The following is a 13,214-nucleotide window of genomic DNA, read 5'->3' on the forward strand; positions in this document are numbered from 1 at the left end:
GCCTCCTTTAGCGGCGAATGACGCCGACACTCAAGCCTTCGATCACCAGGTCCTGATCTTTCAGGTTGACTTCAATCGGGGCGAACTCAGGGTTCTCGGCCAGCAGCCAGACCTTGCTGCCTTCACGCTTGAAGCGTTTGACCGTGACCTCATCACCGATACGGGCGACGACGATCTGGCCATTGCGGGCTTCACGGGTGGTATGCACGGCGAGCAGGTCGCCATCGAAGATGCCTACGTCCTTCATGCTCATGCCGTGCACACGCAACAGATAGTCGGCGCGAGGATGGAAGAAGGTCGGGTTGATGTTGCAGGATTCCTCGACGTGCTGCTGCGCCAGGATCGGCGCACCGGCAGCGACGCGGCCGATGATCGGCAGAGTCGATTCGTCGGCCTTGGCTTCAAAGCCAGGGATGCGGATACCGCGTGATGCCCCTGGAGTCATCTCGATCGCACCCTTGCGAGCGAGCGCCTTGAGGTGCTCTTCCGCGGCATTCGGGGACTTGAACCCCAGTTCCAGGGCAATCTCCGCACGGGTAGGCGGGTAACCGTTGTCATCAAGGCAGCGCTTGATGAAGGCCAGAATCTCGGCTTGGCGTGGCGTCAGTTTCAGCATGTTGATCGCTCTGTCTTTTTATACAGTGACTGGGATTATATACAGTGAACTGCGCTTGGCAATCATCCTTTTGCGCGACTCCGCTGGACGGTCATGCGTCACCCTTCCTACAACGTAGATAGGGTGTTGCCTACGCGGCGGAAGGGATGTGATTAAATAGCGATGAAAGGGGTGACTGCCCGGCCGGAAAGCGAACCTGCAGGCTTGACAAGACACACTCTGAAACGTATGTTTCAAACAAGTGTTTGTCAGGCGGAGTAGCCATGGCCCAGTCGGAAACCGTTGAACGCATTCTCGATGCTGCCGAGCAATTGTTCGCGGAAAAAGGATTTGCTGAAACCTCATTGCGGCTGATCACCAGCAAGGCTGGGGTCAACCTCGCTGCCGTGAACTATCATTTCGGCTCGAAAAAAGCCCTGATCCAAGCGGTGTTTTCCCGCTTCCTGGGGCCATTCTGTGCCAGCCTCGACCGTGAGTTGGAGCGCCGCCAGGCCAAGGCTGATCACAAGCCAAGCCTGGAAGAACTGCTGGAAATTCTTGTAGAGCAGGCGTTGGTCGTGCAACCTCGCAGTGGTAACGACCTGTCGATCTTCATGCGCCTGCTGGGCCTGGCGTTCAGCCAGAGCCAAGGCCACCTGCGCCGTTACCTGGAAGACATGTACGGCAAAGTATTCCGCCGCTATATGTTGCTGGTCAACGAGGCGGCCCCACGTATTCCGCCTATCGAACTGTTCTGGCGCGTGCATTTCATGCTCGGCGCTGCGGCGTTCAGCATGTCCGGGATCAAGGCGTTGCGAGCGATAGCCGAGACCGATTTCGGCGTGAACACCTCGATCGAACAGGTGATGCGCCTGATGGTGCCGTTCCTCGCTGCGGGTATGCGCGCCGAGACCGGCGTCACCGACTCGACCATGGCCGCCGCCCAACTGCGCCCACGCAGCAAAACTGCACCGGTCGCTGCTAAGGTTTGACCGCTCCTGGGTGTGCGTGGTCGCTTGCATCCGCTAAGCTAGCCGCCATGCCGATTTCAGCTATTTATCCGCAACCCGTCGTGCTGACCGTGCCTGGTCAGCACGACGGGTTGTGTGCGTTATTTAAGGAAGGTTTATGACTGCTGCCCTGCAAGGTTCTTTGATGGTCGACGTTGCCGGTACCTGGCTGACGGCCGAGGATCGTCACCTGTTGCGCCAACCGGAAGTGGGCGGCCTGATTATTTTTGCGCGCAATATCGAGCATCCACGCCAGGTTCGCGAGCTGAGTGCGGCGATCCGTGCGGTGCGCCCGGACCTGCTGCTGGCGGTCGACCAGGAAGGCGGGCGCGTACAGCGCCTGCGCCAGGGCTTTGTGCGCCTGCCAGCCATGCGCGCGCTGGCCCATAACCCCAACGCTGAATACCTGGCAGAACAGTGCGGCTGGATCATGGCCACCGAAGTACTGGCCGTGGGTCTCGACCTGAGTTTCGCCCCAGTGCTGGACCTGGATTACCAACGCAGCGCCGTGGTCGGCACTCGCTCCTTCGAAGGCGACCCCGAGCGCGCCGCCGTACTGGCCGGTGCCTTTATCCGCGGCATGAACAGCGCCGGCATGGCCGCCACCGGCAAGCACTTCCCCGGGCACGGTTGGGCCGAGGCCGATTCCCACGTCGCGATCCCCAATGACGAACGCAGCCTGGAACAGATTCGCGCCAATGACCTGGTGCCTTTCGCACGCTTGAGCAAGCAATTGGCCGCAGTGATGCCCGCGCACGTGATCTACCCGCAGGTGGACAGCCAGCCCGCCGGCTTCTCGCGCCGCTGGTTGCAGGACATCCTGCGCGGCGAGTTGCAGTTTGATGGGGTGATTTTCAGTGATGACCTGTCCATGGCGGGCGCCCACGTGGTGGGTGATGCGGCGAGTCGGATCGAGGCGGCGCTGACGGCGGGTTGTGATATGGGGCTGGTGTGCAATGACCGCGCGGCTGCCGAGCTGGCACTCACCGCCGCGCAGCGGATGAAGGTCGCGCCGTCGGCGCGGATTGCGCGTATGCGTGGGCAGGCGGTTGCGTCGACGGACTATAAGCAGTACCCGCGTTGGCTGACAGCGCTTACTGCGTTGCGTGATGCGCAGTTGATCGACTGAAAACCGAAGCGCGGCCATCGCAGGCAAGCCAGCTCCCACATTTTGATGTGTGAATACATTCAAGTGTGGGAGCTGGCTTGCCTGCGATAGCGATCTAACAGTCAGCGCTTCTCTTGCTTATTAGGCAGTGGTGCGAAGAGCGCCTCGATATCCTCATTACCCAACTGCCAATCGCCAGTGGTCCGGCCATCCAGAACACCCGCCGCAAGGTCGGACTTCTCCTTCTGCAAGTGCTGGATTTTCTCCTCCACCGTGCCTCGGGCAATCATCTTGTACACGAACACCGGTTTTTCCTGCCCGATGCGATACGCGCGGTCGGTGGCCTGGTTTTCCGTGGCCGGGTTCCACCACGGGTCGTAGTGAATCACCGTGTCGGCTTCGGTCAGGTTCAAACCCACGCCACCGGCCTTCAAGCTGATCAGAAAGATCTGCAACTTGCCGCTCTGGAAATCCTTCACCGGTGTACGCCGGTCGCGGGTCTGCCCAGTCAGCAACGCGTAGGCAATCCCGCGCTTTTTAAGTTCGGTCTCGATCAGGCTCAGCATCGAGGTGAACTGCGAAAACAGCAGAATCCTGCGGCCTTCGGCAAACAGCTCGTCGAGCATTTCCATCAGGCTGTCGAGCTTGCCTGAGCTGCTGCCACGCGCTGGCAGAGTGGCGTCGTTGACCAGGCGCAGGTCGCAGCACACTTGTCGCAGTTTGAGCAGCGCTTCAAGGATGATGATCTGGCTGCGTGCCACGCCCTTGCGGGTGATTTCGTCGCGGACCTTTTTATCCATGGCCAGGCGCATGGTTTCGTACACATCGCGCTGGGCCTCGTTGAGGTCGACCCAGTGGATGATTTCAGTCTTGGGTGGCAATTCGGTCGCCACCTGTTCCTTGGTGCGGCGCAGCAGGAAGGGTTTGATTCGACCGTTTAGGTGCTGCAAGCGCACGTCACTGGCGCGCTTTTCAATCGGCACGCGGTAATCACGGTTGAAGCTCTTCACGTCGCCCAGCCAACCCGGCAACAGGAAGTGGAACAGGGACCACAGTTCACCCAAGTGGTTTTCCAATGGCGTGCCGCTCAGGCACAAGCGCTGGCGGGCATTCAGCTCGCGTGCGGCCTGGGCGGCCTTGCTGGACGGGTTCTTGATGTACTGCGCTTCATCCAGGATCAAGACGTGCAAGGGCAGGGCGGCGAGCGTGTCGATGTCCTTGGGCAGCAGGGCATACGTGGTCAGCAGCAGGTCGTAGTCGTGCAGGTTGGCGAAGTGTTTCTTGCGCCCTGCGCCGTACAGCGCCTGCACCCGCAGTTGCGGGGTGAAGTGCGCTGCTTCGTCGAGCCAGTTCGGAATCAGGCTGGTGGGCATCACCACCATGCAGGGCCGATCCAGGCGCCCGGCGATTTTCTCGGTGAGAATATGCGCCAGGGTTTGCAGGGTTTTGCCCAGGCCCATGTCGTCCGCGAGAATCCCGCCCACTTCCAGCTGGCGCAGTGACTGCATCCAGCTCAAGCCTTCCAGTTGATAGGGGCGCAAGGTTGCGTTCAGGCCCTGGGGCGCGACGCAGGTGAAGTCCTTGATGTCGCGCAGGCGTTGGGCGAAGTTACGAATCTTCTCGCCACCCTCCCATTGCAACGGCAGGTCTTCCAGCGGGTTGAGCCTGATCGCGTCGGCCTTGGCCAGGCGCAACGTCGTGGTGCCGGTTTCCTGCAGGTAGAACTCGCCGAGAGTCGCCAGCACCGGCTTCAAGCGCCCGTAGGGCAGCGCCACTTGCAGCGGGCCGTGGCCGTTGGGCAGCCCGGGAATATTCACCAGGATCAGTTCATCATCGCGGCGCCGTGCGAGTTTTTCCGGGTTGAGGATCTCGGTGTGGGAGCGCATCAGGTTCAACAGGATCGGCAGCAGGCTCAACCGCTCGCCATTGACGATGATGCCCAGCTCCAGGTCGAACCAGTCACGCTCGGGCGCTTCATCGACGCTGGCGTACCAGTCGTCCACCGGGCTCAGGTCGAAACCGAAGTCTTCATCGATTTGCAGCTCCCAGCCCTCGGCCCGCAGCGTCGGCGATGAGTTGAGCGTGAAGTTCAGCCAGGCGCTGTCATTGACCATCTCAAACAGCTCCCCGGCGCTTTCAGGCAAGGCCTTGCTCTGGCGCGTGGCGATCTTGAAACCCAGCAGCCGCAGCTGTTCGCGACAGGCTTGTTCCAGCTCGGGATGGCGCTTGATGCGCAGGCTCTGGGTGTCCTGGCGCACGATGATATCGGCGTTCTTTTGCCCACTGACGTAATTGCCCAGGTAGTTGAACGACAGTGCCGCACGGTGCTGGATATAGCGCTGCATCTTGCCGTTGCGCGGTTCGAACGCGCTGAACTCGACGCTGGCCAGCCACAGGCGCGGCACGGGCCGCACATCCTCCATGACCACCTGCGGCAGGACCACGCGGTTATCCAGCACGGCCTGGAGTTTTTCCAGCAGTTGCGCATCCTGGGTTGCCGCGGGGTAGGCCAGGGTTTCCTGGACCTTGAGCAACACCGCCGCGATGTGTTTGCAGTTGGTGTGCACCGGGCAGGTACAGCGGCTATCCACCAGGATCAGCAGGCCCTTGGCCGACTCACGCAACGAGATGGTTTGCCGATAGACGTTACCGCCGGAGCCTTCGCAACTGGCGGTAATGGTGCTGTCACCGCACTCGACGATACGCACGCGGTTTTCCAGTGCGTAACGCCGCCCGCGCTCCAGGCTCTGCTCTTTGAAGCGATTGGCCCACGAAGGGGCCAGGGGTTTGGTCAGAGGCGAAGTGAGGGGCATGGCGCTGGATCAGTCCTGCATGTCGGGCGGTGGTGCGCTGGGCGGCTTGGCGGTCAGCGAGGTGATCTTGATCAACAACGCCAGGTGGCCGCCGTCCAGGTAATTAAGCTGGTTGTTCTTGGTGCGTACGTCTTTCTGCGCCAGGTGTTCACTTGCGATCACGCTGCCGTTGCCGTCGAACTGGTTGATCCAGAAATCGGCATCGATGTCGGTGAAACGACCCAGTTGCAGGCTCAGCACGCCTTCGATAGGAAACTGGCCGAATTGCTCCTGGCCGTCGGTGATCGCGATCTTCACCGGCTGCTCGCCCAGGTTCTGTTCCCAGGCCTTGTGCGCGAGCACGGTGTAGTTGGAGTCGGCGCGCAATTTTTCGACGATGTTGCCCAGGCGCGGGGGGCTCAGCCGCTCGCCCAGGCGTTGGGCGCCGCCGTCCCAGTTCTCCGGGGCGGCGCGGCTGTTGATCACCGGCTCGGCATTCTGGCGCACCAGGATCATTTCCACCTGGTACGGGCTGTCGGCAAATGCCGAAGGCGCGAGTACCACCAACAACAGGCTCAGAATGCGGAACAGGCGCATGGCGGCGTCCTTCAAGCGGATTTCGGGATGAGGCGCTCAAACAGCGCCTCCAGGGTATTGAAGCGTTCTTCGGCACGTTCCATCGGCACCATGAACTTGAACAGCGTAGCCCCTTCGAACTTGTAGCGGTTGGGCTGGCCCTGGATCAGCTTGATCAGCACCAAGGGGTCTACCGGCGTCTGCGCTTCGAATTCGATGCGCCCACCTTGCGGCCCGGCGTCGACCTTCTTGATCCCCAACTGCTCGGCCTGCAACTTGAGCAGGGTCAGGCGCACCAGGTTCTTGGTCGGTTCGGGCAGCAGGCCGAAGCGGTCGATCATCTCCACTTGCAGGTCCTTGAGGCCCTCTTCGTCGGTGGCCGAGGCGATGCGCTTGTAGAGGATCAGCCGCGCATGAACATCCGGCAGGTAGTCTTCGGGAATCAATGCCGGCAAGCGCAGGTTGATCTCCGGGCCGCCGCCCAGGGGTTGATCAAGGTTCGGTTGCTCGCCCTTGCGGATGGCTTTCACTGCGCGTTCGAGCATCTCCATATATAACGTGAAACCGACCGCCTGGATCTGCCCGCTCTGGCCGTCGCCGAGCAACTCGCCGGCGCCACGGATTTCCAGGTCGTTGGTGGCCAGCACAAAACCGGCGCCGAGGTCCTGGGTGTTGGCGATCGCTTCCAGGCGCTTTTCCGCATCGGAGGTGATCTGTTGGCGCGGCGGTGTGAGCAGGTAGGCATACGCCTGGTGGTGACTGCGCCCGACGCGCCCGCGCAGCTGGTGCAGCTGGGCCAGGCCGAACTTGTCGGCACGCTCGATGATGATGGTGTTGGCGCTCGGCACGTCGATGCCGGTCTCGATGATGGTCGAGGCGATCAGCACGTTGAAGCGCTTGTGGTAGAAGTCGCTCATCACCTGCTCGAGTTCGCGCTCGCGCATCTGCCCGTGGCCAATGGCGATGCGTGCTTCGGGCACCAGCTCGGCGAGGTCGGCGGCACATTTCTCGATGGTCTTCACATCGTTGTGCAGGTAGTAAACCTGGCCGCCACGCAGCAGTTCGCGCAGCAGTGCTTCCTTGACCGTGCTCTTGTTCTGTTCCATCACAAAGGTGCGCACCGACAGGCGACGCGCCGGCGGCGTAGCGATGATCGACAGGTCGCGCATGCCCGACACCGCCATGTTCAGCGTGCGCGGAATCGGCGTGGCGGTCAGGGTAAGAATGTCGACTTCACTGCGCAGGGCCTTGAGCTGTTCTTTCTGACGCACACCGAAGCGGTGTTCTTCGTCGATGATTACCAGGCCCAGATTCTTGATCTTCACATCGTCCGACAGCAGCTTGTGGGTGCCGATGACGATATCGATCTTGCCCTCGGCCAGGTCGGCAACGGCGGCATTCACTTCCTTGGCGGACTTGAAGCGGCTCATCACTTCCACGGTCACCGGCCAGTCGGCAAAGCGGTCGCGGAAGCTGTTGTAGTGCTGCTGGGCGAGCAGGGTGGTCGGCACCAGGATCGCCACCTGGCGACCGCCGTGCACCGCAATAAAGGCGGCGCGCATGGCCACTTCGGTTTTGCCGAAGCCTACGTCGCCACACACCAGGCGGTCCATCGGCTTGGGCGCGAGCATGTCGGCGCGCACCGCTTCGATGGTGGTCTGCTGGTCCGGGGTTTCTTCGAAGGCGAAGCCGGCGCTGAAGGTGGCGTAGTCGGCTTTCGGGTCGGCGAACGCGTAGCCTTCCCGGGCGGCTCGGCGGGCATAGATATCGAGCAATTCGGCGGCCACGTCGCGCACCTGCTCGGCGGCCTTGCGCTTGGCTTTCTGCCAGGTCTCGGAGCCCAGGCGATGCAGCGGCGCCAAAGCGTCGTCGCTACCGGTGTAACGGGCGATCAGGTGCAGGCTGGCCACCGGCACATAGAGCTTGGCGCCCTCGGCGTATTCCATGGTGAGGAATTCGGCGGCCTGGTTGTCGATCTCCAGTGTCTGCAGGCCCAGGTAGCGGCCGACGCCGTGGTCGATGTGCACCACCGGGGCGCCTTCGCGCAGTTCGGTGAGGTTCTTGATCACCGCGTCGTTGTTGGCGTCTGCGCGTTTTTCCCGGCGACGGCGTTGCATCACGCGCTGGCCGAACAGCGGGCTCTCGGCGATCAGTGCGAGGGCCGGGTCGTCCAGCAGCAGCCCTTCGTCGAGTGGCGCGATGGTGATCGCCAGGCGCTCTTTGCTGGCGACAAAGTCCGGCCAGCTGTCGACGGTTTTCGGCCGCAGCTTCAGGCGTTCCAACAGCTCCAGCAGCACTTCGCGGCGCCCGGCGGACTCGGCGGTAAACAGCACGCGGCCGGGGAAGTCACCGAGGAAGTTGGACAGCGCTTCCAGCGGTTGCGTGGCCTTGGCCTGGATCGCCAGGTCCGGCAGGGTTCCCGCGGGGAAGCGCTCGCGACCACTGCCGGCGTCGACGTCCTGCTGGCTGGCGACCACGCGCGGCCAGTTTTTCAAGCGGGCGAAGCAGTCTTCTACCGGCAGGAACAATTCGGCGGGCGGCAATAAAGGCCGGGACGGATCGACGCGGCGCTCTTCATAGCGGTTGCGCACGTCGTTCCAGAAGTTTTCCGCCGCCTGCTCGATGCCTGGCAGCGAGAACACCTGGGTGTCCTGGGGCAGGTAGTCGAAGAGGGTGGAGGTTTCGTCGAAGAACAATGGCAGGTAGTACTCGATACCCGCTGGGGTAATCCCGCTGCTTAAGTCCTGGAAGATTGGGCAGCGACGGAAATCCACGTCAAAGCGCTCACGAAAGCGCGCCTTGAAGCGTGTCACCGCGTCTTTTTGCAGCGGGAATTCCCGCGCCGGCAGCAGCTTGATCGAGTCGACCTTGTCGATGGAGCGCTGGTTTTCCGGATCGAAGGTGCGCAGCGTTTCGATTTCGTCATCGAACAGGTCGATGCGATACGGCAACTTGCTGCCCATCGGGAACAGGTCGATCAGCGCGCCGCGCACTGCGAACTCACCGTGCTCGTACACCGTGTCGACGCAGCGATAGCCGCTGGCTTCCAGGCGCGTGCGCATCTGTTCTACGTCGAGCTTCTGGCCAATATCCAGCACCAGGCTGCTGCCCAGCAGGAACTTGGTCGGCGCCAGGCGGTGCAGGGCCGTGGTGATCGGCACCACCAGCACGCCGTGGGCCAGTTCCGGCAAGCGGTACAGGCTGGCGATGCGCTGGGAGATGATGTCCTGGTGCGGCGAGAACAGGTCGTAGGGCAGGGTTTCCCAGTCGGGAAAATGCAGCACCGGCAAATCCGGGGCGAAGAAGCTCAGCTCCTGCTCCAACCGTTCGGCACTTTGGCTGTCGGCGGTGAGCAGCAGGGTAAAGCGCTTGGCTGCGCTGGCAGCCTCGGCAATGGCCAGGCTCAGGGCGGCACCGGGCAGGTTGCCCCAGTGCTGTTTACCTGCCGCGGCAGGGAGAAGCGGTAGACGCAGAACGGGCACGGAAGGTTGAGCTCCAAGCGTTGCGACAAAGTCGGTAATTGTAACGGCCCCAGGTGCCGCCTGTCAGTTGCTGACTGTGCCTATTACGGTTTGTAGGAAATGTAGTGGCTAAGACAAACAATGACCGGTTTTGACTCAATATGTAGTGCCAAAATGCGCGAATGTTTAGGAGGGTTACGGATAAGTCGGCAATGGCGCTCGACTAGTGGCCTTCTGGAACCCGCGTATTTACTGGGCTGTAGCGCGGAGGTATTTTTTTGCAAGGGCTTTTTGTTGCCCCTCGCGCATTGCTCAACGGCCAGTCGGGCGACATAATGTAGCCCCTTTTTTCTGCCCCTACATGTGGAAGGTTCCCGTGACTCAGAAGCCCGACCAGTGTCTTGGTGAATGGATCGACCGTGAAGCACTCGCAGAAGCGATGATTCCGCTTATCGGCCAGCTGTACCGCAATAACAATGTGGTGAGCTCGATCTATGGCCGCAGCCTGATCAACCAGTCTGTCATCGCGATTCTCAAAGCTCACCGCTTTGCGCGCCATCGCTCCGCCGACGACAGCGAACTCTCCGTCCACGAAACATTCCCACTGCTTAAAGCCATGAGCGAGCTCAAGCTCGGCGCGGCCTCGGTAGACCTGGGCAAGTTGGCCTACAAATTCCGCAAGGAAGGCGCCGGCCGCAGTGCCGAGCAGTTCGTGCGTGAAGAAATGGCCGATGTGGTTGGCCAGCAAAACGCCGCGGCCCGCAAAGGCACCGACGTGGTGCTGTACGGCTTCGGCCGTATCGGCCGCCTGCTGGCGCGCATCCTGATCGAGAAAACCGGTGGCGGTGACGGCCTGCGCCTGCGTGCCATCGTGGTGCGCAAAGGCGCCGAAAACGACCTGACCAAACGCGCCAGCCTGCTGCGTCGCGATTCGGTACACGGCTCGTTCAACGGCACCATCACCATTGACGAAGAAAACAACACCATCACCGCCAACGGTAACCTGATCCAGGTGATCTACGCGAAGAACCCGACCGAGGTGGATTACACCCAGTACGGCATCCAGGACGCCCTGCTGGTGGACAACACCGGCGTATGGCGTGATGCCGAGGGCCTGGGCCAGCACCTGGCTTGCCCGGGTATCGACCGTGTCGTGTTGACCGCGCCTGGCAAAGGCAAGCTCAAGAACATCGTGCACGGCATCAACCACGCTGAAATCACCGCTGACGACAAGATCGTGTCCGCCGCTTCCTGCACCACCAACGCCATCGTGCCGGTGCTCAAAGCTGTGAATGACAAGTTCGGCATCGTCAACGGCCACGTTGAAACCGTTCACTCGTACACCAACGACCAGAACCTGATCGACAACTTCCACAAGGGCGATCGCCGTGGCCGTAGCGCCGCGTTGAACATGGTGATCACCGAGACCGGTGCTGCCACCGCTGCTGCCAAGGCCCTGCCTGAGCTGGCCGGCAAGCTGACCGGTAACGCGATCCGTGTACCGACGCCGAACGTGTCGATGGCCATTCTCAACCTCAACCTTGAGAAAGCAGCCACCCGTGAAGAGATGAACGAGTACCTGCGCTACATGGCGCTGCACTCCGATCTGCACAAGCAAATCGACTTCGTCAACTCGCAGGAAGTGGTCTCCACCGACTTCGTTGGCTCGCGCCACGCCGGTGTGGTGGACGCTGAAGCGACCATCACCCAGGACAACCGTGTTGTGCTGTACGTGTGGTACGACAACGAGTTTGGCTACAGCTGCCAGGTGGTTCGCGTGATGGAAGACATGGCTGGGGTCAACCCGCCTGCGTTCCCGCGCTAAGCCTTTGGGCTGAATGAGAAAGCCCCGACTGGTTCGGGGCTTTTTCATGCCTGTGGGTTTTGTGTTGCTGGGTAGGGCCTCTTCGGGAGCAAGCCCCCTCCCACATTTGAATGTATTTGCAGATCAGAATGTGGGAGGGGCGGTGCGACGATTCGACTTGCTCCCGATAGCGATGGCTCAGTCGACACATTAAACAGATAAGAGTTGTCGCATAATGCTCATCCTGAAATCGGCGCTAATTTGCGTCCTGTAGTATGGCAACACTGGCCTACGACGCGACCAAGGGTTAATGTTCGCGGCGCTCGGCCTTCTATAGACTGTGCCCCGGTTCACACACTTGAGCCAAATTGTCCTTCATGACCGCTGGCCGCGGCATGATTTAGCCAGGCGTCCAACCGTACGCCTGGCCTGTTCTGAGGAGTACGCATGGCTGTCTACAACTATGACGTGGTGGTACTGGGTTCCGGCCCGGCTGGAGAAGGTGCGGCGATGAACGCTGCCAAAGCAGGGCGCAAGGTGGCGATGGTCGATAGCCGTCGTCAGGTCGGCGGTAACTGCACCCACCTGGGTACCATCCCGTCCAAGGCGTTGCGTCACTCCGTGCGCCAGATCATGCAGTTCAACACCAACCCGATGTTCCGGGCTATTGGCGAGCCGCGCTGGTTCTCGTTCCCGGACGTGTTGAAAAGCGCCGAAAAAGTCATCTCCAAGCAAGTCGCTTCGCGTACCGGCTACTACGCCCGTAATCGCGTCGACCTGTTCTTCGGCACCGGTAGTTTTGCCGACGAGCAAACCGTCGAAGTGGTCTGCGCCAATGGCGTGGTCGAGAAACTGGTGGCCAAGCACATCATCATCGCCACCGGTTCGCGCCCGTATCGCCCGGCGGACATCGATTTCAACCACCCGCGTATCTACGATAGCGACACCATCCTCAGCCTGGGCCACACCCCGCGCAAGCTGATCATCTATGGGGCCGGCGTGATCGGCTGCGAATACGCCTCGATCTTCAGCGGCCTGGGTGTACTGGTGGAGCTGGTGGACAACCGTGACCAGTTACTGAGCTTCCTCGACTCGGAAATTTCCCAGGCGTTGAGCTACCACTTCAGCAACAACAACATCACCGTGCGCCACAACGAAGAGTACGAGCGGGTCGAAGGCCTGGACAACGGTGTGATCCTGCACCTCAAGTCCGGCAAGAAGATCAAGGCCGACGCCTTGCTGTGGTGCAATGGCCGTACCGGCAACACCGACAAGCTGGGTATGGAAAATATCGGGGTCAAGGTCAACAGCCGTGGCCAGATCGAGGTGGACGAGAACTACCGCACCTGCGTAACCAATATCTACGGTGCTGGTGACGTGATCGGCTGGCCAAGCCTGGCCAGTGCCGCCCATGACCAGGGCCGTTCGGCTGCCGGCAGCATTGTCGACAACGGCAGCTGGCGCTACGTGAACGATGTGCCGACCGGGATCTACACGATTCCCGAGATCAGCTCCATCGGCAAGAACGAACACGAGCTGACCAAGGCCAAGGTGCCTTACGAAGTGGGCAAGGCGTTCTTCAAGAGCATGGCGCGTGCGCAGATTGCCGGTGAGCCGCAAGGCATGCTGAAAATCCTGTTCCACCGCGAGACCCTGGAAGTGCTTGGCGTGCATTGCTTCGGCTACCAGGCGTCGGAGATCGTGCACATTGGCCAGGCGATCATGAACCAGCCGGGTGAGCAAAATACCCTCAAGTATTTCGTCAACACCACCTTCAACTACCCGACCATGGCCGAAGCCTATCGGGTAGCCGCCTACGACGGCCTCAACCGGCTTTTTTGAGCGGCTCCGGCCGGTGGCCTGAGCCG

The 13,214-nt window shown here is 61.2% G+C and carries 8 protein-coding genes; 4 read left to right on the forward strand and 4 right to left on the reverse strand.

Features of this window, described 5'->3' with window-relative positions:
* Positions 1 to 7: 7 nt before the first annotated feature.
* On the reverse strand, positions 8 to 616 hold the full coding sequence (gene lexA, locus IH404_RS09175; protein ID WP_003172575.1) for a transcriptional repressor LexA: 609 nt from the start codon (positions 614 to 616) through the stop codon (positions 8 to 10).
* 263 nt (positions 617 to 879) lie between these two features.
* Here lexA and IH404_RS09180 point away from each other — a divergent pair, with 263 nt between their 5' ends.
* Entirely contained in the window at positions 880 to 1,587 is a 708-nt protein-coding gene (locus IH404_RS09180) for a TetR/AcrR family transcriptional regulator (protein ID WP_005786171.1), read from the forward strand.
* A gap of 136 nt (positions 1,588 to 1,723) precedes the next feature.
* Positions 1,724 to 2,734 carry a beta-N-acetylhexosaminidase gene (gene nagZ, locus IH404_RS09185; RefSeq protein WP_194440306.1) on the forward strand — a complete coding sequence of 337 codons (1,011 nt, stop codon included), beginning with the start codon at positions 1,724 to 1,726 and terminating at the stop codon, positions 2,732 to 2,734.
* A 101-nt stretch (positions 2,735 to 2,835) separates the two neighbouring features.
* On the opposite strand, the gene IH404_RS09190 is transcribed toward nagZ, so the two are convergent.
* Genes IH404_RS09190 through mfd form a run of 3 tightly spaced genes read right to left on the reverse strand, consistent with a single transcriptional unit; the run spans position 2,836 to position 9,563 of the window.
* Positions 2,836 to 5,526, reverse strand: a complete 2,691-nt coding sequence (locus tag IH404_RS09190; RefSeq protein ID WP_194440307.1) for a DEAD/DEAH box helicase — start codon at positions 5,524 to 5,526, stop codon at positions 2,836 to 2,838.
* A 9-nt stretch (positions 5,527 to 5,535) separates the two neighbouring features.
* Positions 5,536 to 6,102, reverse strand: coding sequence for a CsiV family protein (locus IH404_RS09195; protein ID WP_046071500.1), 567 nt, complete (start codon positions 6,100 to 6,102; stop codon positions 5,536 to 5,538).
* 11 nt (positions 6,103 to 6,113) lie between these two features.
* On the reverse strand, positions 6,114 to 9,563 hold the full coding sequence (gene mfd, locus IH404_RS09200) for a transcription-repair coupling factor (protein ID WP_194440308.1): 3,450 nt from the start codon (positions 9,561 to 9,563) through the stop codon (positions 6,114 to 6,116).
* Positions 9,564 to 9,903: 340 nt separating this feature from the next.
* On the opposite strand from mfd, the gene IH404_RS09205 reads away from it, so the two are divergent.
* Together IH404_RS09205 and sthA are read left to right on the forward strand one after the other, a co-directional pair.
* Positions 9,904 to 11,367, forward strand: coding sequence for a glyceraldehyde-3-phosphate dehydrogenase (locus IH404_RS09205; protein ID WP_032803369.1), 1,464 nt, complete (start codon positions 9,904 to 9,906; stop codon positions 11,365 to 11,367).
* 426 nt (positions 11,368 to 11,793) lie between these two features.
* Positions 11,794 to 13,188, forward strand: a complete 1,395-nt coding sequence (gene sthA, locus IH404_RS09210) for a Si-specific NAD(P)(+) transhydrogenase (RefSeq protein WP_194440309.1) — start codon at positions 11,794 to 11,796, stop codon at positions 13,186 to 13,188.
* The last annotated feature ends 26 nt before the right edge of the window (positions 13,189 to 13,214 follow it).

The sequence above is a fragment of the Pseudomonas sp. OST1909 genome (assembly GCF_015277575.1).
In the GTDB taxonomy this organism is placed as follows: domain Bacteria; phylum Pseudomonadota; class Gammaproteobacteria; order Pseudomonadales; family Pseudomonadaceae; genus Aquipseudomonas; species Aquipseudomonas synxantha_A.